Origin of the sequence: Zooshikella ganghwensis, from assembly GCF_018263875.1 — a bacterium.
Classification (GTDB): Bacteria; Pseudomonadota; Gammaproteobacteria; order Pseudomonadales; family Zooshikellaceae; genus Zooshikella; species Zooshikella ganghwensis.
Window position 1 is genome coordinate 121,682 of the sequence record NZ_JAEVHG010000014.1, and the last position, 22,285, is coordinate 143,966.

Annotated in this window: 20 protein-coding genes; 10 read left to right on the forward strand and 10 right to left on the reverse strand. The window is 40.5% G+C overall.

Annotated elements, in window-relative coordinates; translation table 11 throughout:
* Positions 1-3: 3 nt before the first annotated feature.
* Positions 4-1,257: a heme biosynthesis HemY N-terminal domain-containing protein gene (locus KHS79_RS17955; protein WP_212720763.1), complete on the forward strand. Its 1,254-nt coding sequence runs from the start codon at positions 4-6 to the stop codon at positions 1,255-1,257.
* A gap of 88 nt (positions 1,258-1,345) precedes the next feature.
* Here the strand turns inward: KHS79_RS17955 and KHS79_RS17960 are convergent, their stop codons facing one another.
* Both KHS79_RS17960 and KHS79_RS17965 read right to left on the reverse strand, forming a co-directional pair.
* A complete protein-coding gene (locus KHS79_RS17960) occupies positions 1,346-1,855 on the reverse strand; it encodes a hypothetical protein (RefSeq protein WP_027706642.1) in 510 nt (169 codons plus the stop codon).
* 167 nt (positions 1,856-2,022) lie between these two features.
* The gene (locus KHS79_RS17965) at positions 2,023-4,176 is read right to left on the reverse strand and encodes a trypsin-like peptidase domain-containing protein (protein WP_233468488.1); all 2,154 of its coding nucleotides are present in this window, start codon (positions 4,174-4,176) and stop codon (positions 2,023-2,025) included.
* An 878-nt stretch (positions 4,177-5,054) separates the two neighbouring features.
* Between KHS79_RS17965 and KHS79_RS17970 the strand changes: the two genes are divergently transcribed.
* From KHS79_RS17970 to KHS79_RS18000, 7 genes are read left to right on the forward strand one after another with little or no spacing between them, the layout of a single operon-like run.
* Complete coding sequence (locus tag KHS79_RS17970) at positions 5,055-5,444, forward strand: DUF2170 family protein (protein WP_212720767.1); 390 nt, start codon at positions 5,055-5,057, stop codon at positions 5,442-5,444.
* 39 nt (positions 5,445-5,483) lie between these two features.
* Positions 5,484-6,170, forward strand: a complete 687-nt coding sequence (locus tag KHS79_RS17975) for a PspA/IM30 family protein (RefSeq protein WP_027706640.1) — start codon at positions 5,484-5,486, stop codon at positions 6,168-6,170.
* Positions 6,171-6,173: 3 nt separating this feature from the next.
* The gene (locus tag KHS79_RS17980; RefSeq protein ID WP_027706639.1) at positions 6,174-7,217 is read left to right on the forward strand and encodes a potassium channel family protein; all 1,044 of its coding nucleotides are present in this window, start codon (positions 6,174-6,176) and stop codon (positions 7,215-7,217) included.
* Positions 7,210-7,860 carry a YjfK family protein gene (locus KHS79_RS17985; RefSeq protein ID WP_027706638.1) on the forward strand — a complete coding sequence of 217 codons (651 nt, stop codon included), beginning with the start codon at positions 7,210-7,212 and terminating at the stop codon, positions 7,858-7,860. Before KHS79_RS17980 ends, KHS79_RS17985 begins: the two co-directional genes overlap by 8 nt.
* A 12-nt stretch (positions 7,861-7,872) precedes the next feature.
* Positions 7,873-8,283: a DUF350 domain-containing protein gene (locus KHS79_RS17990; protein WP_027706637.1), complete on the forward strand. Its 411-nt coding sequence runs from the start codon at positions 7,873-7,875 to the stop codon at positions 8,281-8,283.
* 16 nt (positions 8,284-8,299) lie between these two features.
* Positions 8,300-8,905, forward strand: coding sequence for a DUF1190 domain-containing protein (locus tag KHS79_RS17995; RefSeq protein ID WP_212720768.1), 606 nt, complete (start codon positions 8,300-8,302; stop codon positions 8,903-8,905).
* A gap of 52 nt (positions 8,906-8,957) precedes the next feature.
* The gene (locus tag KHS79_RS18000) at positions 8,958-10,121 is read left to right on the forward strand and encodes a glutathionylspermidine synthase family protein (protein WP_212720769.1); all 1,164 of its coding nucleotides are present in this window, start codon (positions 8,958-8,960) and stop codon (positions 10,119-10,121) included.
* A gap of 44 nt (positions 10,122-10,165) precedes the next feature.
* Here the strand turns inward: KHS79_RS18000 and KHS79_RS18005 are convergent, their stop codons facing one another.
* Entirely contained in the window at positions 10,166-11,383 is a 1,218-nt protein-coding gene (locus tag KHS79_RS18005; protein ID WP_212720770.1) for a GH3 family domain-containing protein, read from the reverse strand.
* 586 nt (positions 11,384-11,969) lie between these two features.
* On the opposite strand from KHS79_RS18005, the gene KHS79_RS18010 reads away from it, so the two are divergent.
* Positions 11,970-12,497, forward strand: coding sequence for a DUF805 domain-containing protein (locus tag KHS79_RS18010; protein ID WP_094788857.1), 528 nt, complete (start codon positions 11,970-11,972; stop codon positions 12,495-12,497).
* A 64-nt stretch (positions 12,498-12,561) separates the two neighbouring features.
* Positions 12,562-13,131 (forward strand): DUF4124 domain-containing protein, encoded by a 570-nt coding sequence (locus KHS79_RS18015; protein WP_212720773.1) that lies wholly within the window; start codon positions 12,562-12,564, stop codon positions 13,129-13,131.
* A 48-nt stretch (positions 13,132-13,179) separates the two neighbouring features.
* Here the strand turns inward: KHS79_RS18015 and acs are convergent, their stop codons facing one another.
* The 7 genes from acs to pcnB form a co-directional block, all read right to left on the reverse strand.
* Positions 13,180-15,111, reverse strand: coding sequence for an acetate--CoA ligase (gene acs / locus KHS79_RS18020; RefSeq protein WP_212720774.1), 1,932 nt, complete (start codon positions 15,109-15,111; stop codon positions 13,180-13,182).
* A 553-nt stretch (positions 15,112-15,664) separates the two neighbouring features.
* Complete coding sequence (gene pgi / locus KHS79_RS18025; RefSeq protein ID WP_233468489.1) at positions 15,665-17,335, reverse strand: glucose-6-phosphate isomerase; 1,671 nt, start codon at positions 17,333-17,335, stop codon at positions 15,665-15,667.
* Positions 17,336-17,506: 171 nt separating this feature from the next.
* Positions 17,507-17,887, reverse strand: a complete 381-nt coding sequence (panD, locus tag KHS79_RS18030; protein WP_027708596.1) for an aspartate 1-decarboxylase — start codon at positions 17,885-17,887, stop codon at positions 17,507-17,509.
* Between the two features lie 14 nt (positions 17,888-17,901).
* Positions 17,902-18,750: a pantoate--beta-alanine ligase gene (panC, locus tag KHS79_RS18035; protein ID WP_212720775.1), complete on the reverse strand. Its 849-nt coding sequence runs from the start codon at positions 18,748-18,750 to the stop codon at positions 17,902-17,904.
* Complete coding sequence (panB, locus tag KHS79_RS18040) at positions 18,747-19,541, reverse strand: 3-methyl-2-oxobutanoate hydroxymethyltransferase (protein ID WP_212720777.1); 795 nt, start codon at positions 19,539-19,541, stop codon at positions 18,747-18,749. The genes panC and panB overlap by 4 nt, the downstream gene beginning before the upstream one ends.
* 136 nt (positions 19,542-19,677) lie before the next feature.
* A complete protein-coding gene (gene folK, locus KHS79_RS18045; protein ID WP_212720778.1) occupies positions 19,678-20,208 on the reverse strand; it encodes a 2-amino-4-hydroxy-6-hydroxymethyldihydropteridine diphosphokinase in 531 nt (176 codons plus the stop codon).
* The gene (gene pcnB, locus KHS79_RS18050; RefSeq protein ID WP_212720779.1) at positions 20,205-21,611 is read right to left on the reverse strand and encodes a polynucleotide adenylyltransferase PcnB; all 1,407 of its coding nucleotides are present in this window, start codon (positions 21,609-21,611) and stop codon (positions 20,205-20,207) included. Before pcnB ends, folK begins: the two co-directional genes overlap by 4 nt.
* Positions 21,612-22,285 lie beyond the last annotated feature (674 nt).

Sequence of the window (22,285 nt, forward strand, 5' to 3'; positions counted from 1 at the left end):
AAAATGAAAATATTCTTTTATTTTTTATTATTATTGCTGTCTATTGCCGCAATCATTACCGGGATGAATCAAGATCAGGGCTATGTCCGTATTGCCTGGGATGGAATGGTCTTTGAAAGCACCCTGTGGATGTTGTTTGTATTTATGGGCATTGGTTTTTTTGGCTATAAAGCTTTACGTTGGCTAATAAGTTTATTGTTGAGCACTACAGGCTGGGTTGTACCAATCACCTCATCAAGTCGCCAGCAACGTGCTAAGCGTCAGTCGGTGAGAGGATTAAACTGCCTTATAAATGGACAGTGGGATCAGGCGCAACGGTTACTGTCAAAGTCAGCAGAGCAAGGTGAAGCCCCTCTAATTAACTATCTGGCGGCAGCGCGAGCGGCTTTTGAAGCTGGCGATAGTGAGAGTGTCAGTGACTATTTACGAAAAGCAGATAAAAGTGTATCTGGTGCTAAAGTAGGTGTAGGTATTGCTCAAGCACAACTTCAATTATCTGCCGGGCAATTTGAGCAGGCCTTGGCAACCTTGCAAGAGTTACGTCGTAAAGTCCCTCGGCATAAATATGTTTTAAAGCTTTTAAAACAAGTGTGCATTCGTCTTAATGACTGGGATCAACTGGCTGAGCTGTTGCCTGTATTAGAACGTCGGAAAGTAATTTCGGATGATGAGTTAAAGGACTTACAGCAACGCACCTGGAAAGCGCAACTCGAACAGGCATGTCAGCGTAGCAAAGTTGAGGACAAGGATGAAGATAGGGCTTCAGCTATTCAAGCGGTGTGGGATAGTTTACCTCGCCAAGCAAAACACGAAGTATCAGTGGTTGAAGTCTATATACGCTGTTTATTAAAACTAAATGCTCATGTTGTTGCTGAAAAAGTCGTGCGCGAGGCGCTTGGTCGAAATTATGATGATCGACTTATTAAGCTTTATGGCTTAACGGCGGGAAAAGATGTTAAAAAACAGTTGGCACTGTGTGATCAGCTATTGGCAAGTTATCCAGATAATCCTGAGATAATGCTGGCATTGGGTCGTTTATGCTTACGTAGTGAAATGTGGGGTAAAGCAAGAAGTTACTTTGAATCCACATTAAAAGTTCGTAAGACACCTGAAGTGTATAATGAGTTGGGTAGGTTACTAGCACACCTAGGTGATCATCAACAAAGTACAGAGCACTTTAGGGAAGGGCTAGCTTTAGTTGCACGCTCAGACGTCACTAAGTATCCAATTCCCATTGCAAAACAGCCAGCGGCTTAATAGGAAGCCGGTTAATAATGTAGTCATACTCTTGCAGCACTACCCTAAAAAAAGAGCAGAAATCTGCTCTTTTTTTATACATGATATTTCATCTCCAGCTTTTATCCCATGGCGCAAGGGTGACAGCAATCTGGTCTACAGACATAATCGTCAATACACGTAAGTTATAATTGTCATTATACATATCGACTACATAATTTTTTTGTACACGTCTTTTCTCTGTGACAATTCGGCTTGTGCCTTTCCATATATCATACTGAACATCAAGTCGTTCACCTGATGTGGGTTGCCACTCGTAACTTATAAAAACAATGGTTTTGTGGCCAGTTGGATAGTCATATACAACATGACTTAAGGAAAACTGAACCTTGGATTCGTTGTTGGAAACGATATAAGTTTCAATTGTTTCTCCACTTGGGACAACCAAGCGAGGTGTTTTAGCCAAAGCCATACCTTGTGGTAATAAAATATGTCGTAATGACATGTGAAGTGGTAGATAAGATGTGCAGTTTACAAGGGTTAAAATTGGTGTTGTCTTAAATGTTGTATCAATACACGTGGAATGAGTTCTATTAGCATAATCAATATCTGTGTTCATCAGTATGTGCTCTTTTCTTTAGTAAGGTACTTTTGAGGAGAGAGTTGAAATTAAATGAACTAAAAGAGCAAAAGAAGAGGGAATTTTTTCTGCAGCTTTTTTATGGGAATGAACTGTCTATACTCATAGTGAAGGATTTTTAGTGGGGCTAGTCTGTTAAGTGAGCTTCATTGGTGGGAAGGAAGCGTAAATCTAAGTGTTGTTTTATTTTCTGAATAATCTTCAAAAATAATACGAATAGATCTACCTTGGCGCTCATAGTTTGAAACTTTGAATTTTGAGGTCATGTCACTAGGTAAATTATTCACAAAAAAAGTCCTCATTTCTTGCAAGGTTTGAGGTGCGAGACCCGTTGCTAGATAGGCTTCAATTAAATAAAGTTTTACAGGGGCTAAGCTTGCTTTTATATTTGCTTGCTCAGCTGAACTTAAGTGCTGTAAAGTGGTTTCTAATTGCTCAATTTTTTTTAAGTTACCTATACGATTTCTTGTTTGAGAGACGTACTGTTTCATTCTGTTGATGATGGTATTTACTTCGTCTATATCTCGCTGTTGGATGAGGTATTGAGCATAAGCATAAGGTGTATCGATATGGAGTTCATCGAAAATAACCTGCTTTTGTTTAATTGTTGCAGCATCTAAAGCTTGCTGCAACAAGTGGATTGCACGTTGAAACTCTCTATTTGCTTTAGCATTCAGTGCACTTTGGTAAAGGTCAAATGCTTTATCTTCATTGGTTCTAAGATTATTTGCTGAGCTAGCTGTACTTGTTGAGGTCGCAGGTTCTGAGGGTTTTTGGGAGAAGCTACCGGTTGATAAGGTGCTTTTTTGTTTAGTTATGTGGGTTGTTTTAAAACCAAATGCTGATTTCGCTTGACCTTCTTCGTTAGTTGTTTGTGTAGCTGTTTTTTCTGGTGCAGTTCCTTGAATAATACCTAAGGTTGCCAGTGCATCATTAACGGGGATAAGGTAATTTATTCCCATTGATGTACCTGCAGCACTGATAAGTCCAGAAACGCTAATCGCAATTAGCTCACCTTGTTTGTTGTAAACTGGCCCACCAGAGTTTCCTGGATGAATAACAGTATCTGTTTGATAGTAACTAAGTCCTTTACGCTCTCGTTGAGCGGATATGATACCACTGGTTACGGTATACTTAAGTGACTCTGAGAGGGGAGAGCCAACTACATAAATTGTATCTCCCACATCAGGTAGCGTTTGGCTAATAACGGTTGCTTGTATATCAGGAGCTGTTGTGGTTTGTAATAATGCTACATCTCGCTTCACATCTTTTCTTAATAGTTGAGCAACATACTCTTCGTTATTTAAGAAAACCAAAAACTGGTTTCCTTCAGAAATTACATGTGCATTGGTTAAAATATGTCCTTGTGAGCTGATAAGCACACCACTGCCATGTCCAGAAACATTGCGTATAGTAGCTGCAGTTTTTTTTATGATGGCACTGCGTTGTTTAAATGTGAGTTGTTCTTCTGGGTAACGCAAAGGTATTTTAATTAGTTCGAATTTATTGGGAGTGTCCAGTAATTTGATATTAATCGCAACAGAGTCTGCTACGCGTTGATCTGAGAGAAAGTTGTCAAAGGAAACTTGGATTGCAGAAAGAATAGCTTGAGAGGTGTTTTGATTTGTATTGCCATATGAAGAGGCATAGCTTGCACCATCAGTATCTATAGAGACTTGCTTTTTTCTATACAAAGAATCAAAAACTGACCATTCTATTTTGAGATAAACATCACTTTTTGAAGTGCCTTCATCATAATTATCACATGTGTCAACGATAATTTTTTTTAGTTTGCTTATTAAAATAAAACGTGTTTCAAGGTTTTCTGTGACTTTATAATTATTTTTGATAAGTGTGTTTTGAATCATTTTTAATGCTGATTCATCAGCTAAATAGGTGTTACCAACTTTCCAGACGAGCTTCCCTACTTTTTTATCACACTGATACCCTGCCCATTGAGTGCCAACAGAAATTTCACCATATTGGGCATCGGGTAGTTCTGCTTTTAATGGCGTAACCACCAATGGTGAGGCTGGAATATTTTTATTATAAGCTTTTGGATAAGCAACTTTGACTTGTGGTAATCTTGAGTGTGGTTTATTAGGTTTTACTGTCTCAAAGCCCTGATCAGCACTTGATGCTTCAGGATGGGAGTCCGAAAAATGGATATTTCCTTGATCATCCACCCATTTGTAGACACCTGCATAGGCTGTGCTGGTAATAATATAGGTTAAAATTACGAATCGAATACACCACGCACAATGCCTTAGGTATGTGTATATCAGTCTAAAATCATACATTGTTGGTGCTATTGTAGGTATTACTCATCATGTTGGTGCACTCAAAGAGCAGTTATATATTTAATACTTATAAAAGAAAAACTTTATTTGCTGGCTAAAAACATTGATTTTATGAAGACATTTGAGTTCACTTGATGCTGGCAGACATTGCTAATAATGGTTTTAGATAATATGCTCAGCCAATATTTAAAGTGAATAAAAAAAACAAATTTATCTCTATCCGTTTACCATTCACATTAACTCTTCTAGTTTGGGTAATTACCTTTGCTTTTATAACTAAACAGAGGTTTTGAGTGCAGGCGTCTGATTTGTGAAGACGCGTTATATTCTCAAAAACTGTTTTAAAGGTAGAAGCTGCATCATCAAATGGTAAAGACCCTACATTAAAAGTGGGCATGGTAAACCCCGAGCAGGCTACATACCATCCGTTGGAAACTTAGTTGCTCGTATCTTTGTGGCAAACTGTTTAATGTGGGGAATCTTGCTTTTGTCTGCTATTGACCATAGTCGCCGGAAAATACCATGAGTGCTCATTTAATAGTGTTAGAGCCTTGGTGTCTGATTGCCTTTATTGTTCAAAACTTTTCTAAGGGTTGTTGGTCAATACTGTCATATTACCCCCAACCTTTTGGGGCGGTAGTTCTGATATTGTGCAAGGAGAGTGATGCTACTGTGCTAGATAACTAGGCTGACAGGATTTTGAATGGCTGCGACTAATGGCGGTTGACATAATATGTCGGTCATGTCAGTATGCATACTCAAATGACACTCTACTTCTAATGCGTAGAGCTTAATATGAATGCTATCCTTTTCAGCTAACGTTGTTGCGTGTAGATATTCCTTAATTTATTTTTAGTTTATTGATTAGGAGTTTAAGAATGGCATGGACATTAAATGATGTACAAAAGCTACTTGCTGAAGACCCTCGTTGGGACGTTACTCAGGAAGAAGATGTCATAAAAGTTAAAAACGAAGAAGAAATTGAAGCTTTTTTGACAGTAAGTGGCGAACAAATATTAGTTGAATCACTTTTATTTCCAGCAGCACAAGTTAATGACACTAATGAATTAAATAAAACGATACTTGAAACACATAAACTGTTTCCATTGACAACTATTTCGCTTGAAACGATTAATGGTGAACAGTATTACTCGGCATTTGGTGCATTATCTGCCAGCTCTAAAGCGGATAGCATTGTATTAGAGATTGAACTGTTGTTTACCAATGTTGAAGGCATGCTAGAAAGTTACGAGCACTTCTTAAAATAGTAACTAAATCTACGAATTTATTTAATTGAGGTTGTCGTCATGAGTGTTTGGAAAAAGTTATTTACTGCAATTAAAGGTGGCGCAAATGAGGTGGCTGAAACAGTTGCAGATAGCCAAGCCTTGCGAATTCTTGATCAGGAAATGAGAGAAGCAAAAGATCAGTTACGTAAGTCAGAAGAGTCACTAACCACTATTTTAGCGAAACAAAAGCTGGCTGACCAAAAAACAAAAGAGCTAAAAGCTTCGATTGCTGAGCATGAGAATTATGCAATGCAAGCAATGGAAAAAGGTGATGAAGCCTTGGCGGTTGAAATCGCTGAAAAAATTGCTGAGTTTGAAGGCAGTCTGGCGACAGAGCAAGGTATGCTTGACCAGTTAAATAATTCGGTTAGGTCACTGAAAGCATCCATAAAAGATGCTAAATTGAAACTACGACAGATGCAGACTCAGGTAGACAATATAAAAGCGACAGCTTCGTTACATAAAGCACAAGAAGCCGTTTCTTCTCGTCACTTGGGGGCTAACTCAAAGATGAAAACGGCTGCAGAGTCGTTGCAGCGAATTCAAGAGAAGCAGAAGCAACGCGCTGCAGAAATTGATGCGGCCAATGATCTTGCTGCTGAGGAAGACGGACGAGGCTTACAAGAAAGACTCAAAGCAGCAGGTATTATGGAAAACCAAAGCGCGCAAAGTGTCCTGGAGCGGTTGAAAGCAAAAAAACAGTAATCAATGATCATTTTACAAAGACTAAAAAGCTTCTTTGCTAATCATGTGATTCAAATGACAGTACGAGGGTTATTATTAACCCTCTCTGTTTATGTATTGGTCACATGGATAGGACTCACTCTTTTTCATGAAACCGCAATAACTGATTTATCCATATTCTTTTACTGGTTATTAGTGACAGCATCAACTGTCGGGTATGGTGACTTTTCCCCTGTAACACCTGGTGGTCAGTTGTTTACCGCTATTTTTGTTATTCCTTTTGGGTTGAGTATGTTTGCCATGTCGGCAGGCAAAGTAGCTGCACTTGTACTTAACCAATGGCAAAAAGGCATGAATGGACTGAGAGCATTAAGTATGAATAATCACATTCTCGTTATTGGTTGGCGGGGACAGCGAACAGCACATCTTTTGACGTTGTTATTACGAGAAACTCAACAGAACTTACAAAGGCAAGTAGTGTTGTGTGTGGATAAAGTCATGGAAAACCCAATGCCTGACGCAATCCACTTTGTTCAAGTTGAAAGTTTTAGCAATAGTAAGGAACTGGAAAGAGCGTGTGTTGTTGATGCTGATATTATCATTGTAGATACAGAAGCTGATGACACAACACTGACGACGGCATTGTACTGTGCCAAAATAAATACGCGTGCTAACTTAATTGCTTACTTTCAAGAAGAGCAGCTGAGTGAACTACTTAAGCTGCATTGCCCTCGTGCGGAATGTATGCCCTCTATTGCTACTGAATTAATGGTTAAGTCAGCAATGGACCCAGGATCAAGTCAGCTTCATCACCAACTTCTAAGTGTAGCCCATGGTATGACTCAGTATTCCGCTACTTATCCTAAGGAATGCACTGCTATTGCGTTTAGCAAGATATTTCATGTTTTTAAAGAAAAGCATAATGCAACAGCAATTGGTATTGAGCAAGATGGTCAGCTTTTGGTCAACCCAGCTTTAGATCATCAAGTGTTACCAGGTAATCGCGTTTACTATATTGCTGAAAAAAGAATTTTGCAGATTAGCTGGGAGACGTTGAGTCATGTTTGATTTCTTCAAGAAAAAGAAAAAAGAAGAGCCTGCAGCAGTTAAAGCACCAGAAATAATGGGCTTAAATATCAGTGGCTCTTTCCAGTTAAATGATCTTAAATTACGTTTAATTGAAGAGAAGCTGACGTTTGCCAATGCTCATCGAAATCAGTTAATCCAGGCTGTCGGTGAAGTTAAACTGGATGAAAGTACGACATTATTACGATTTTATACAGATGACGATGGTTTTTTACAAATTGTCTGCAAAGGTGGTTTAACTGAGAATCATATTGATGATGTGAAATTATTTTTTTTCCATAATACACAAGGTATTTCTTCACAGAGTCAATGGGATAAAGTGCTTGATGAGCATGTCAGCCAACCTACCTATTTGTTAGAGAACAATACATTCAAACGAGTGTGGGAAGAGGTAGGTGAAACGTCTCCGCCTGTGGCAATGACAGAAAAGACTTATATGCAAGATGGCTCAACCTCTATTACTGATCAATTTATAATGTTGTATGAGCGAGAGGTTGACGATAATTTGTTTGAATTTTTGTTAGTTTCTGCTGAAGAAAAAATTATTGATAATCAATATGATCGTTGCTTAGTGGAATCTGTTGGTATTAATCTCACCTCATCTGACATTGAAATTATTGGTTAAGGGGAACCAAACATGGATATGATTTTGACCTCAATTCAGGGGCTGGGGGGCTTTGCGCTTTATTTTATCAGCTCGGTTATTGCGTTATTCGCGTTTAAATTTATTTACACGATGATTACGCCTTATGATGAGTGGGCATTGGTTAAGAGTAATAATTCAGCCGCCGCCATTGCTTTAACAGGAACGCTAATAGGTTATGCCATTGCGTTGGGTAGTGCCGCCAAAAACTCAGTCAATTATGTTGATTTTATTGTGTGGGCCGTTGTAGCTTTAATCACACAAGTACTGGCTTATTTAATTGTTCGTCTATTTATGCCGTTAATTGCTTCTCGTATTGAAAAAGCTGAAGTATCTGCAGGTATTGTGCTTGGGGGCGTGTCTATCGCAATAGGTATTTTAAACGCTGCCTGCATGACTTATTAAAAAGGAGGCAGGAAGCATGAAACGCACTCGTTTTATTAATTTAGAGGTAATGCGCAAGGTTACGACCTTTGGCAGCATTGGACTTGGTACAAGTTTATTAGTAGGTTGTTCGGATCAGCCTAATGCAGTGGTTTATCGATCTTTAGATGAATGTAAGTCTGCCAACCCGAGTTATGAATCTCAGTGTGAGTTTGCCTACCAGAAAGCATTAAAGTCGTTATATAAAACGGCTCCGCAGTATACAAGTTTAGCTGACTGTGAGTATGAATTTGGTTATGGGCAGTGTATTCAACACTCTAAAAGTGATAATTGGATTCCCTTAATGGCCGGTTTTGTACTGGCAAAAGCACTTGATAATGATAGAGATATAGACTTTCGCTACAGCCGGCCTTTAATTACATCGTATTCACCATATTCTGATATTCGAGACCACTGGATGACGACTGATGGTCGTACCTATGGTAGTCGATACAATAAAAGTGTTTATGTTTCAAAAGACTCATTTAAAAAAGAACCGCCTAAAGTGACCCGGACAATTAGTCGTGGTGGTTTTGGGTCCAAAGCAAAAGCTACATCTTCTTGGAGTTCGCGTTCATCCTCTAGTGGTGGTTGGGGCGGTTAGACTCCAACCCTGCCCAAATAAGAAGTAACACAAGCTTAATGGTTGTATTATTATGTTACGGATTCCAATAAAAGAACGAGCCGATTGGCGTAAAAGAGCAGAAGAGTTTGGCTTTAAATTTCATACCATGTATGGTGAACCTTATTGGGATGAAACTGCTTATTATCAATTTACATTACGACAGATTGAGCAAGACATAGAAGACCCTACTGCAGAAATTCATGAGATGTGCCTTGCCGTAGTGGATAAAGTCATTCGCTCAGAAGAGCTAATGGAGCGTTTTTGCATTCCAGAAACACATTGGGATTTTGTGGCTTCCTCCTGGCAACGAAAAGATGCCTGTTTATATTCTAGGTTGGACTTTGCTTATAATGGAAAAGGCGAAGCAAAACTGTATGAAAATAATGCAGATACTCCTACCAGTTTATATGAAACGGGATTTTGGCAATGGTTATGGTTAGAAGAGTGTGTAAACACAGGGAAACTACCACGTCAATCAGATCAGTTTAATTCTTTGCAGGAAAAACTCATAACCCGATTTGTTCAGCTAGCAAAAGAGCGTACAGGTTCTCCTTTATTTTTTTCTTGCAGTAAAGATACTGATGAGGATCGAGGGACGGTACAATATTTACAAGACTGTGCAGAACAAGCAGGTATTGATACTTTTTTTGTTTATGTAGAAGATATTGGTCTTTCTGATGAAGGTGACTTTACTGACCTTGAGGACCATGCGGTACGTTGGATGTTTAAACTCTATCCATGGGAATTCATGTTAAGGGAAGAATATGCACCCTACTTACTGAATAATAAAACAGCATGGCTAGAGCCGCCTTGGAAGGCTATTTTATCGAATAAAGCATTACTATCTATGCTTTGGCGTTTATTCCCTAATCACCCGAACTTATTACCTAGCTATTTTGAAGATGATAAAAATATTGATTTACAGGACTATGTTATAAAGCCTATATTTTCTCGAGAAGGTAGCAACGTTGAAGTTTATCAAAATGGTCAACAGACAACCTTTATTGATGGGCCTTATGGTGAAGAGGGAAAAATAATTCAAGCCTATTACCCATTACCAAAATTTGGAGAAAACTATACACTCATTGGCTCATGGCTTATTAATGAAGAGCCTGCAGGTATTTCAGTACGAGAAGATAGCTCATTGGTTACTCAAGACTTATCTCGTTATTTACCGCATATTATTTTAAGTTGATTTTATTTTTTTAGGCATAAACCAACCTTGTTGGAAAATGAAGATCAGTCTATAGATGGTTTCCCAATAAACTTAAGGCAGGGTAAGTTGAGGAAAAAATCTACTACTTTTATGCGATCTTGCAGGAAATAACGATATAAACCACCAGCGGTGCTGACTACCAAGTTATACTCTTCTCCTAGTCGTAGTTCATGAACTAGCTTGGATTGCCCTTTATCATTAATAAACTCAAAAAAATGTGAGTTTATACTAATAGGTTTAATATTTTGATTAACGCCTAGTGGAAAAGAAATAAAAGCTTCTGTAGCAATTAACCCCTTTTCTTGGATAACTGCTTGAGGGAATTTATTCGCTATATTTTTAAGAGCATAGACACTGTTTTCTTCTCCCCAGCAGCTTATCAAGGAAAGCTCAGGCCAAATACGAGTGTATTGGTCAGCTGTAAATTTTGCGAGTAACTCACTACGCTTTGGCATTGGCTCAATTTTATACTCATTAATATCATGTTTTTCATCTAATGAAATAGAACCCGTGGCAAGATCATTTAGTAGTAACTGCCAGTAGCTTTTTAGTTGTTTTAATAGTTGAGAAAAATAATACGGGTGCCAGACAGAAACAAAACGAAGATCTTTGCAGGCTAATAGGTAAAGTAATGTCAGATAATTAAATGAGTCTATAGAATGAAGCTTGATCAGAGAGTTAGGCACCGCAATAACGGAGTTTATGAGTCCATGAATTTTACTGCTTATATAGCTACTTTTTTCTGTATACCCAATTTTAACGGCTGATTTTTGATTAAACTCTATTAAACTAGGCGCAATAGACCAATAGGATGATCCTCCCATAATATTTGGTTTTAACTTAAAAGTGTTGTTGATCCATGGTGCAACACCCAAACTAAATTCTTTTTGGAGTCCTTGTGTATAGGGAATGAGTTTTATATCTCCAGTTACACCACTAGTCGGCATTAAACAAAGCACACTTTCGATTGTGAGGATATGTGTTTTGCCTTCAATTACTTTTTGTATCCAAGGTTCAAAGTCGTTGTAGCCCCTAATAGGAACATACTTCTGATAGTCACTGAAGGTTTTTATGTGCTCAAAGTTATGTTGCTGGCCAAATTGAGTATATGCATTATTTTTGATGTACTGGAATAACTTGTTAGACTGCGTGCGCTCGGGATGAAGCGCTGCTTTTTTGAATACATAAGTGTTTGGGATATTACCAAGGTACCATAGTGCATTTATAGCCGTTTTGAGCATAAACTAATTAAATATGGGTTGAAAATTTAATCATGACTAAAAAAACTTGAACTCCGGTGTCTTAAAGCTGAGTACAGAGCATATCTTGTGAGAGGTTGTTAGCTTTTTATAAGTTAAGTAAAGCACAGAGCAAACATATTACCTACTATACTCTTCTTCGTGAGAGACAAATCCTGTTAAAACCTAGCTTATGACTAATGTTAAAAAACTATATACGCATGTTTTTTGAACAATAAATTTTTTATTAATATTAGTTATAACGCATGCCAATAATTTGAACTGGTTAGCGGTTTTCTCTGATTAACTTACTATAATTGTCGTATACTTTTTCTGGTGGTTGTGAGAGATCCATTAGTCATTCACTTGATGAATCATTGTTAAAGTATTTGGTTTTAAACCTCCTCCTGTAATTATTTACTTCCCTAAACCTAGCGTTGATGTTTGGCTATCTTTATCGGATAGCCTTTTTTTTGTGTTTTGCTAGCCAATTATCTCTCTTGAACTGCTGAATAGAATACACTTGCTACGTAGTGTTAAGAAAGTAAAGGACTGAAGGGTATACGTTAGAGTAAGTGAATGAGTAGTGATGCGCTATGATCCCATATTAACTGATGAGTCAGACCAAATAACAGCAACTCGGTCTGATACTCTTACATCAACACGATTTCAAATTGCTCGCGTAGGTAGATTGCGGTTTGCAACCTATTTTTTGCTGATTATTGCGCCTGTGTTAATTGCAGTGGATATGGCGAGCATAGCTAAAAATACTCAGTACAGTAAGTTAGTCGAAATTTATTTATATCTTGTTTGGCCTTATTTCGCGGGTTATGTAGCAGTTTTTCTTTTACCTGTTGCGCTGATGCGATTTCATGACTTGGGTCGATCTGGATGGTGGGTTTGGACTTTACTTATACCTGGTTATAACCTTTACATTTTCTATATTTTGCTAGCGAAGCCAGGTTCTTGTGATTTAAATCAGTATGGGCCTTTACCGCGGGCAAACTCTCCTCGAACCTACATCATATTTGGTATGTTTTCAGCCCTACCACTAATTTTCATTTATAAAGTAAGTCGAACACTTGTTTATTATGGTTTGTTAGTAAGCATGCAATAAAACAACACTTTAACCGGTTGAAAGTGACTGTTTGAAAGCTCATTAATATGAGCTAGAAATCATAATGACTTTTACTTGGCAATATGGGTTGGAGCCAGCATACTTTAAGAAGAATAAGCAGGCAAAACAAAGCAAGTATGTGGTTGTTTGTGAAGGAGTAGGGCAAGTGGGTAACAAAATGCCTAAAAGCTTTCAGCAGTTAGTGGTGCCAGTACTGTTAATAGTGGCTAGCTTCTCAATTCAAGCTGAAATGTATCAGTGGCGTGATGATCAGGGGCGCATTCACTATAGTGATAAACCTCCAGTCGATGCAGAGCAGAAGGCTGATAAAGTTGATATCAGAGTTAAAAATAATGATTTCAACTATATGGATGAGGATAGAATGGAGTCTGTAAGGCGGGAAGAAGTAAACAAGAAAGTACAAGAAGATATTCAGCTGGAAGAGCAGATAAAAAATGCTAAAACAGAGGAACGTAAACAGTTAAAGTGCAAGCGTTTAAAGAACAACTTAAAATCTCTCGAAGGCCCTGTAGTACTTGTGGATAAAGATGGTAACCAAATTCCGATGACCGAAAAAGAGCGTGCTGAAAAAGCAGAAGAGTGGCGAAAACTGTACCAAAAACATTGTTCATAGCACACATACCTAAGCGTCAGGCATATGTGTGCCATGATGGTTGAGAGATTAAGTTTGACGATTTTTAATGAGCGTCTCCATAACGCTAGGATCGGCAAGAGTTGTGGTATCTCCTAGTGAGTCAAATTCGTTACACGCAATTTTTCGTAAAATTCGCCGCATAATTTTACCTGAGCGGGTTTTGGGGAGAGCAGGTGTCCAGTGCAAGATATCTGGTTTGGCAATTGGACCAATTTCTTTGGTAACAAAACTACGCAGCTCAGCTTCTAGCTGAGGGCTGGGTTCAATATCATGCATTGGACTGATAAAAGCATAAATTCCTTGTCCTTTGATTTCATGGGGATAACCAACCACGGCTGCTTCAGCAACAGCATCATGTAGCACAAGTGCACTTTCCACTTCAGCTGTTCCCATACGATGACCTGAAACATTGAGCACATCATCAACTCGTCCGGTGATCCAATAGTCGCCATCTTCATCCCGTCGTGCACCATCCCCTGTAAAGTAATAGCCAGGGTAGGTCGAAAAATAGGTATCTAGCATACGCTGATGATTGCCATAAACCGTTCTGATTTGGCTAGGCCAACTCCCTGTAATAACTAAATTTCCTGAGCCAGGGCCTTCCACCAGCTGACCATTGTTATCAACCAGTGCAGGTTTTACACCGAAAAAAGGTTTTGTTGCAGAGCCTGGTTTAAGAGTGCTTGCGCCAGGGAATGGCGAAATTAAAATTGCACCTGTTTCCGTTTGCCACCAGGTATCAACTATAGGGCAGCGTCCATCCCCAACAACATGGTAATACCATTCCCAGGCCTCAGGGTTAATGGGTTCCCCTACAGTGCCAAGCAGTCTAAGGGATTTGCGAGAGGTATTGCTGACAAACTCACGCCCCTGTGCCATAAGTGCACGAATGGCTGTAGGGGCTGTGTAGAAAATATTAACGTTGTGTTTATCAACTACTTCCCAACAGCGTGCAGGAGTTGGGTAGGTTGGTACACCTTCAAACATTAAGGTAGTTGCCCCATTGGCTAAGGGACCATAAATGATATAAGAGTGACCCGTTACCCAGCCAACATCAGCAGTACACCAATATACCTCCCCAGGCTGATAGTCAAAGATATATTTAAAGCTCATGGTTGCTTGTAGCAGGTAGCCACCTGTAGTGTGCAAAACGCCTTTGGGCTTTCCTGTTGAACCCGATGTATAAAGAATAAATAATGGGTCTTCGGCATCCATTGTTTCTGGTGGGCAACTGGAAGCTACTTTTGCAGCAAGTTCGTGATACCAAATGTCTCTTCCCACTTTCCAGGCAATGTTTCCGCCATTGCGCTTTATAACAATCACTGAATGAACATCGGGGCAATGCTCTAAGGCGGCATCGGTATTTTGTTTGAGGGGAATAAATTTACCGCCACGCACACCTTCATCAGCAGTAATAACAACAGAGCAGTCGGCATCTAAAATACGTTCTTTTAGAGACTCTGGAGAAAAGCCACCAAACACTACAGAGTGAATCGCACCGATTCGGGCACAGGCAAGCATGGCATAAGCGGCTTCAGGGATCATGGGCATATAAATACAAACCCGATCACCTTTTTTAACACCTCGCTCTTTTAAGACATTAGCCATACGACACACGTGATCATGTAACATCTGGTAAGTAATGATGAGTGACTGGCCTGGTTCATCTGCTTCCCAAATAATCGCAGTTTGATTGGCTTTGGTTGGCAAGTGGCGATCAATACAGTTATAGGTAACATTTAGCTTGCCACCGACAAACCAAGCAACGTCGCCTTGCGCAAAGTCTCCTTGATAAACTTTTTCCCATGGTGAAAACCAATGCAGGTGGACTTTGGCTTGTTCTGCCCAGAAAGCATCTGGATTGTTGATTGATTCTTGGTACAGTTCTTGATAGTTCTGTTCAGTAATGTATGCGGTTTTAAAGGATTCCTTTACCGCGTGGTTTTTTATTTTGAACATGTCGTATCCTTGTTGTTAACCCCTTGGCGAGGGTTTACATCGCTTGACGTATACCCTTAACGAATCATTTTTATGCGCACTATCCATAGTGCTTACCCTAAAGGATATCGAGATTGGTGCTCTTGGCCATTAGGGAGGGTGGCAATGCAGTTTATGCAGGAGCATTTAACTGCCCCCCTAAAAAATCTTCGTTATGGGTATATTTTTTATGTATTATTTTTATTAAAAGTGGCTCTGTTAATACTATTTTAGTTTAAAAAATATTGAGTTATTTAGCGTTTATATTCGAAAGTGAGACTCAACGCTGAGCTTATCCCTCAATACCCTTCAGTAGGAGGGTAAGTCAATAAAATATCAATTTAATAAAAGAGTTAGTGTTAAAAGAGTACCCGTATTATTGAAATTATAAGGGTGACAATAAAATACCTTTGCCTAAAAAAGTATTAATGGAACCAGAGTGTTCCATGTTAGCGAGTGCAAGCTGAAATGCAAAGAAAAACGGCAGGAATTAACCTGCCGTTCTCAAAAATAACTGACTTATTTAAGCTACAAGTTAGTCATTTTTATCACGAAACATTTTGATCAGTGCATTGGTTGAGCTGTCAAACTCTGGGGCTTCAGCACCAGCCAATAGTGTTGGGTAGATAGTGTCACCAAGCTGTTTGCCTAGTTCTACACCCCATTGATCGAAAGAGTTGATTTGCCACATATGTCCTTGCACAAAAACTTTGTGTTCATACAGCGCCACTAAAGCTCCCATGACCTCTGGTGTTACTTTAGGCAGCACCAGCATATTGCTAGGGCGATTACCTGGGTGAACTTTGTGTGAGGCAATATGATCTGCTTCAGCACCGACTTTACCTGCAGCTAATAGTTCTGCTTTAGCCTCTTCCAGATTTTTTCCTGTCATTAGGGCACGGCTTTGGCTTAAAGCATTTGCGTAAAGCCAACGATGGTGCTCACCAATGGGGTTGTGAGTTTCAACTGGTGCAACAAAGTCTACAGGGATTAGCGCAGTACCTTGGTGAAGCAACTGGTGGTAAGCGTGTTGTCCATTGGTACCTACATCACCCCAAATTACTGGACCTGTAGTATAAGTAACCGTTTCACCAGCTTTATTTACTGATTTACCATTACTTTCCATATCCAGCTGTTGTAAGTGATTTGGCAGCTCGCCTAAATATTTGTCATAGGGGAGCACTGCGTGTGATGCTGCGCCCATATAGTTATGATACCAAACACCCAATAAACCCATCAGTACAGGCATATTTTCCGTTAATGGTGCGGTACGGAAGTGCTCATCCATTGCATAAGCACCTTCCAGCAGTGCGAGGAAGTTATCAAAGCCTAAGGTGAGGGCAATAGGCATACCGATGGCAGACCATAAAGAGTAACGTCCACCAACCCAGTCCCACATCGGGTAGATATTTTCTTCACAAATGCCAAAAGCAACGGCTTTTTCTACGTTACTGGAAACAGCAAGGAAGTGTTTTTGTACATCTTCTTGCTTGGCACCTTGATCAAGTAACCATTGACGACAGGTTTCGGCGTTTAATTTGGTTTCCAGAGTAGAAAAAGATTTAGATGCAATGATGAAAAGCGATGTTTCAGGATCAACTTGTTTGAGTACTTCAGCTGCATCACTTGGATCAACGTTAGCAATATAATGGTGTTTAATGCCTTCTTTTATGTAAGGGGTCAGCCCTTCAATAACCATTTTAGGTCCAAGGAAAGAGCCGCCAATACCAATATTAATAATGTGTTTTATTGGCTTACCTGTGTAGCCTAACCATTCGCCATTATGAACTTTTTCAGTTAAAGCCTGCATACGACGTAAGGTGTCTTTGATGGCAGGCATTACATCTTGCCCATCAACCTTGATCTCACGGTCACCACGATTACGAAGTGCCATGTGCAGTGCGGGGCGATGTTCAGTGTTATTCACTTTTTCGCCATTAAACAGTGCTTGAATACCGTCACTGAGTTTAGCGTCGTTGGCAAGGTTAATAAGTGCTTTGAGGGTGTCTTCGGTAATCAGGTTCTTTGAGTAGTCGAGAAACAGCGATGCGGCTTGCAATGAATATCGATTAAAGCGGTCTGGGTCTTCTGCAAATAATTGCTTGAGGGTGGTTTGTTTTAGCAACTCACGTTGTTTTAACAGGTCCTCATTATGAGCAAAAGCATCAAGCGGCGTTGGCCCTTGCAACGTACGATTGTTCATCATTGACACAGTTTCTCTTTGGTTATGTTAATCAGGATTTATGCACGAATGTGCAGAAAAAAGCCCCTACAAAACCATAAAAATAGCTGGGAAAGCGTAGAAGGCAAGCTGATTATAGGCAACAGAAGGGGGTGGGCCTAGTAACACTAAGTAACAAAACCCACCGAGTTGATTTCAGGCAATTTGTACAGGGATAGCGTTCGCACTATGGCTGACAGCATTGTCTTCTAATAGGTAAATTAAGGCGGGTTTAAAATCAGTGAGTTCACTATCGTCGTATTGTGCATAGGCACAAATAATTACGCGATCACCTACCTGAGCTTTGTGGGCTGCAGCACCATTCACTGAAATAATACCAGAGCCGTCTTCACCACGAATGGCGTAGGTAGTAAAACGCTCACCATTTTCAATATTATAAATCTGAATTTGCTCATATTCTCGTATACCTGCCATATCCAGTAATTTTCCATCAATGGCACATGAGCCTTCATACTCAAGTACGGCGTGCGTCACACGCGCTTGATGCAGCTTCGCCTTAAGCATCGTTGTTTGCATGGTTTGGTTTTCCACTAGTTCAGATTAATCACAATATTGTCAATTAAGCGAGCTTTACCTAAATAAGCAGCAGCCAAGACGACCAGTTCTTTATCTTTGGAAGAGGCGGGTAATAAAGAATGCTGATTGCAGATATCAATGTAGTCAGGCTTAAAGCCCGCCCGAGCCAGGTTGGCAGTGGCATCTTTCAGAATAATATCGAAAGGGGTTCCAGCTTGAATGGCATCTTTCACTTTACATAAGGTGGCGTATAACTTGGGCGCTATTGTTAACTCATCTTGAGTGAGGTAACCATTGCGAGAGCTCAAAGCAAGCCCGCGCTCATCACGGGCAATATCTGCCCCCACAATTTTAATGGGTATGTATAAGTCATCCACCATTTTGCGGATAACGGCCAGCTGTTGAAAGTCTTTAATACCAAACACCGCGATATCGGGCTGTACAATATTGAATAACTTACACACGACAGTCGCTACCCCTGTAAAATGGCCAGGGCGGCTTTTACCACAGTGCATATTGGACAAGCTTTCTACAGCCACGGCAGTATGATGATCCATCCCCTCTGGATAGATTTCTTCAGTGCTTGGTGCAAACAGTAAGTCTACCTTTTCATTTTTTAATTGGGCTTGGTCTTCCGCCAGGGTGCGGGGGTAAGACTCTAGATCTTCACTGGCACCAAACTGCAGAGGGTTCACATATATACTGACGATAACAATATCAGCTTGCTCCTGGGCTTTATGAACAAGTGATAAGTGCCCAGCATGTAAGTTGCCCATGGTGGGTACAAAGGCAACTTTTTTCCCATCAGCCTTTGCCGCGAGTACAAAATCCCGAATGGCTTGGATAGAGTGTACGGTTTTCATTCTTTAAACCCATGTTCTTCGGCGGGGTAGGTGCCGCTTTTTACTGCGTGTGAAAAAGCTTCAATCGCGGCTGGAATAGAGTCTGCTTCCGCTAAAAAGTTTTTAACAAAACGTGCGGGCTTACCGGGCGTAATACCAAGCATGTCGTGTAATACGAGTACTTGTCCATCAGTGTCTGGTCCGGCGCCAATACCAATGACGGGAACATTAACGCGCTTAGTAATTTCTTTGGCTAAGGGAGTGGGAACACACTCTAAAACGAATAAGGCTGCACCGGCTTCTGCAAGCTGTTCAGCATCCGCTAAAAGTTGAGCTGCAGCATCACCTCGGCCTTGTACTTTATAGCCGCCAAAAACATTTACTGATTGAGGTGTTAGCCCAAGGTGAATACAGCAAGGAACGCCATTGCGGGAAAGCTGTTGAACAGTCTCTTTTAACCATGCTCCCCCTTCTAACTTAACAACGTTAGCGCCTGCAGCCATTAGTTTTCCAGCATTTATTAGTGTCATTTCAGGGGAGGCAAACGACATAAAAGGCATATCGGCTATGAGAAGAGCGCCCTGGTTACCCCGACTTACACACTCTGTGTGGTATATCATCGTGTCCATGGTGACAGGTAACGTACTATCATGGCCCTGCAATACCATACCCAATGAGTCGCCTACCAATATAGCTTCAATGCCTGCTTTACTGACGACATGGGAAAATGTGGCATCATAAGCAGTGAGTACAGAAAACTTTTCACCGCTGGCTTTCATTTTATTTAATGTGGTAAGAGTGATATTGGCCATGCTTAACTCTCATGTGCAACTGTGCTTATTGGGCTGATTATACGCAAAATGTTACAGATTCCGAGTAGTGGTAACAGTCCATTCAATAAACACACTGACGAACAGCAATTCACTGATGGAAAAGCTATCCCTTACTTCAGTTATAGGGTGATTGTTTGTGGGGTGCTGCAATTAACGTCATAAGATGGGTGGGTAATCGGGTGATGCCTGATTGATCGGCAACAGTGGCGAGTTGTCGGACAGTTGTTCCTGAAGGTAACACTAAGTCTTCCGCAATATCTGCCAGTGGTAGCAAAACAAAACTTCGGTTGGTCATCTCGGCATGTGGCACGACAAGCCGGTCGTGGTTAATAACCTGATTACCATATAACAGGATATCTAAATCAAGCGTACGTGGTCCCCAACGTACCAGCCTTTGGCGGCCTTGTTGCTGTTCAATGGACTGCAATGCATCCAGTAATGTAAGCGGTGAAAGGCTAGTGTTGATTTGCACAACAGCATTCAAGTAATTCTGTTGTCCTTCCGGACCGAGTGGCGGGGTAGAGTAAAGCCCTGATACGGCTTCCAGCGTAGTTTCAGGTAACTGTTGTATACCTTGAAGCCCGGCAATGATATGACTTAACGGGTCATCAAGGTTACTGCCGAGTGCTATATAACTGCAAATCATGCGCTAGGTTTTGAATGTGGTGAAGGTCGGCGACGGTGACTGGGACGACGGCGCTTTCTGGGCTGAGGGTTAAGCTTTTTCAACATTTGCCGGCGCTGTTGCTCATTGCCTTGCTGGTACTGTGACCACCATTGCCCTAAGTTATCCAGCTGCTCTCCTGCTTGTTCACGAATCAGCAAAAAGTCATATCCAGCACGAAAGCGGGGGTGGTTTAAGGTAGCCTCAGTGCGTTTACCATGGCGAACTGTAAGTCGATGCTGTAATTCCCATATTTCCCGCATTGGGATTGCAAACCGTTTTGGAATGGCAGTATGCGCTGATTGGCTATCGATTACGTGGAGACCTGCTTGGATCATTGCAGGAATAGGGGGAACACCTTGGTGGCGTATATCATGCGCATAGTGAACCATAGGTACCCATAGAAGCGCTGCAAACAAGAAGGCAGGATGCACCGTTTTATTCTGGCGAATACGTTGGTCTGTATTTTTGAGAATCAAGGTAATGAAACGCAGGCCAAACCCATCATCCTGATCAATTAATGCATCCGTCATGGGGAATAGCTGCTTAAATAACCCATATTCACGAAGCATGGTAAAGGTTTGTTCTGCTGCACCTCCAAGGAAAAGTTTTAACACTTCATCAAACAGGCGGGCAGAGGGGATATCACGGAGCAAGTCAGCAAGCGCAGGAATTGGAGCCGCTGTTGAGCGCTCAATGGTAAAGTCTAGTTTGGCAGCAAAACGAATCGCCCGTAACATGCGAACAGGGTCTTCTTGGTAACGGGTTGTGGGGTCACCAATTAAGCGAACGGTGCGAGCTTTGATATCTTTGACGCCATTGGCGTAGTCATGAATGGCAAAGCCTCGAGTAGTGTAATACAAGGCGTTCATAGTGAAGTCACGACGCATGGCATCATCTTCTATGGAGCCATAGACGTTATCTCGTAAAATACGCCCGCTTTCAGCTTGCAAGGCATGCTTAGAAGAGGTTTGATCAAGCTCGTTGTGAGTGCTGTGATGCGCACGAAATGTAGCTACTTCGATAATCTCTCGCCCAAACTGCACGTGCACCAGCTTAAATCTTCGGCCAATTAGTCGAGAGTTACGGAATAAGCGTCGAGCTTCTTCAGGGGTTGCGCTGGTAACTACGTCGAAGTCTTTTGGTTGCTTGCCAAGGAGTAAGTCACGAATACAGCCTCCAACTAAGTAGGCTTCATACCCACCATCTTGCAGGCGATAAATGACCTTCAGTGCATTGTGACTGATTTGTTTACGAGAGACAGAGTGATTTTCACGTGTAATCTTGGTAAAAATAGGCTTCTGTTGAGGGGCTGTTTTGCCAGTTTTACCAGGCAATTTACTTAGCAGGGCATTTAGCCAGCTAAACCGTTCATTAAGCTTCATGAAAGTCAGAAAACATCCACAGTGTCGCTAAAAATAACCTAAGGTTCAAAAAAAGAGCGGCTATGATAACACTGTTCATGATGGATGCCAGTTTTTAAGCAATAAAAAAAGGGCTAGTGCCCTTTTTGAGGAAAGCTAAAGCTGTTGTTATTGTCTTTATTATTATTTTTATAGGTAACAGGAATTACATCCCTTACTGTTATTTTGACCTCATCCTGGAACCAAGCGGGGTTCCCTGCATAGTGCAAACGGATTCTTTTGGAGACGGAGTGGTGAGCATTTCATACCACTTAAAAAGACCGCTCGCCAAAACAATCAATTTGCGGACTCCTGTTGTTATTATTGTTACTGAGTCCAAATTATTATTCTTATTGTTAGTAAGCATTGTTTTTATTGTTTTTATACTGAATATACTGCAGGCGGTGTGCCAGTTTTTTATTTTTCAATAAAAACAATATCTTATGAAAACAAGCCAAAAAACGAGTGCTCTTATAGGTATAAATACTTACAAAGTGTTACCTTTTTACGTATTTGTCCTTCATGATGTGTTACTTATCAGCTATAGCGGTAACAAGTGAGCCTGTTTCAACCCATTAATTTGGAATATGCTATTGCTGAAAAGAATAAAAATGTGGGATTTGTCTCACTTTGCTTGAAGGTGATAAGTAGAGATT